This is a genomic window from Mycobacterium sp. (assembly GCF_039583805.1).
In the GTDB taxonomy this organism is placed as follows: Bacteria; Actinomycetota; Actinomycetes; order Mycobacteriales; family Mycobacteriaceae; genus Mycobacterium.
Window position 1 is genome coordinate 1 of sequence record NZ_JAVKSH010000191.1, and the last position, 1,945, is coordinate 1,945.

General features: G+C 70.9%; 1 protein-coding gene. It reads right to left on the reverse strand.

The features are described from left to right. On the reverse strand, positions 1 to 1,945 hold a 1,945-nt coding region (locus tag ABDW21_RS16835), incomplete at both ends, for an acyltransferase family protein (protein WP_343710777.1).

Sequence of the window (1,945 nt, forward strand, 5' to 3'; positions counted from 1 at the left end):
TCGGTGACGTCGGCGTAGTGTCCACCGCCGGCGTGGGTGGCGGCGGTCTCGGCGGCGATACCGGATTCGTTCACCGCCGCCGACCGTCGCGGCGAGCAGGCGCTCGCGTCATCGAGATGGCCGGACAGGCAGATCGGCACCTGCGAGTGCGGATCGGGGATCGGCCCGAGCACCAACACCTGCGCACCGGTGCCGCGCAGCTGCTGCACCAGGCGGGTCAGGCTGTCGATCCACGCCGAGTCGTAGGACGTGAAACCCGACAGCCAGCCGCTGCCGTTGCCGGCGCTGTAGCCCCGCCACATGCTCACCACGACCAGCCGCGGCTGCTCGGCCCGTAACCGGGCGATGATCTGAGCGCGCCACTGCGCGCAGTGTTCAAAGTGCTCGACAAGCCGACCGAGGTGGTTGGTGAGAGGCAAGTCCATCAGCGGGCAGGCGCCCTTGCTGAGCATTTCCAGCCGCCAGTGCCGCCGCTCGGCGATCTGCCGGAACGCCGGGTTCCACATCGCGGCATGCGAGTCGCCGACCACGGCCACCGTCGTCGCCGAGGCGGTATCACCGGTCGCGCACTGCGGCTGTCCGGCCTCGAACGGCGTGCGCAGGCAGCCGTCGAACGAGTAGGCCTTCTGTTCGGCGGCCGCGTCGGCGAGCGGGGGTTCGAGGTTCGACGGTACGGCGTTGAGGGCGGCGGAGGCCGTGACGGCGGCCTGCACCTGCGCGAACGCATGGCGCACCGCCGCGTCGTAGGCGCCCATCGCGGAGCCGGTGGGGGGAGGCGCCGCGCTGAGGGTCAGCGCCGCCGCCGGCGCGCCGCGCCCGACCGGGGTGGGCACCACGACCAGCAGCGCCACGCCCACACAGGCCGCGACCGCGGTGGCGGCAGCGCCGAGCGCGAGACTGGCCAGGGCAGAGCGGCGCAGGGGAGCGGCGAATCGCAACGGGTTCTCGATGAAACGCAGGGTGAGCACCGCCAGCGCGCCGGAGAGCAGGGCCGCCGCCACCCTGGCGGCCAGCCCCAGCGGATGCCCCAGCAACACCGGTGCGAGCACCAGTACCGGCCAGTGCCACAGATACCACGAATACGAGATCCGGCCGATCGCCCCCATCGGCGACAATCCCAGAACGCGGCCACATCCCTGCGATGGTGCGGCGCAGCCGGCGCCGATCACCAGCGCCGCGCCCAGGGTGGGCACCAGCGCAGCGATCCCTGGATACGGCGTGCCTGTACCGAAGCGGGTGCACGCCAGCAGGATCAGGGCCAGCCCCGCCCAGCCCGCGGTCGCGGCAGTCAGTGCCGGTAGTCGCCGCCACCACCAGGCGGTCAGCGCCACCATGCCGCCGACGGCCAACTGCCAGGCGCGGGTGGGCAGCGAAAAGAACGCCGCGGCAGGCATCACATAGGTGACCGCCAGCGACAGCGCGAACGACACGGCCGCGACCAGCGCCAGCACCACCAGATACGGGCGTGCCGACGCGTTGGCCCAGGCCCCGGTGCGCCGACGCACACGCCGGATCAGCCACGCCGTGCCGATGATCAGAGGCGGCCACACCAGGTAGAACTGCTCCTCCACACCCAACGACCAATAATGCTGAAACGGCGACGGCGGCAGGTGGCCGCCGAAGTAGTGGACGCCTTCGGCGATGAACCAGTAATTGCCGACGTAGAGCGCGCTGGTGATGCCGTCATAAATGACGTTCCGTAACTGCAATGGGGGTAACAGCAAAGCCGAGGCAATCAGGGTGATGACGCCGACGGTGGCCGATGCCGGCAGCAGTCGGCGGGCACGTGCCCCGTAGAAGCGGCGCAGCCCGACGCTGTCGGTGGTGCTGACCTCGCGCCAGAGCAGCCCGGTGATCAGGAAACCCGAGATGACGAAGAACACGTCCACGCCGACGAAGCCGCCGCCCACGCCGGGCACGCCGGCGTGGAAGAGGACGACGGCCA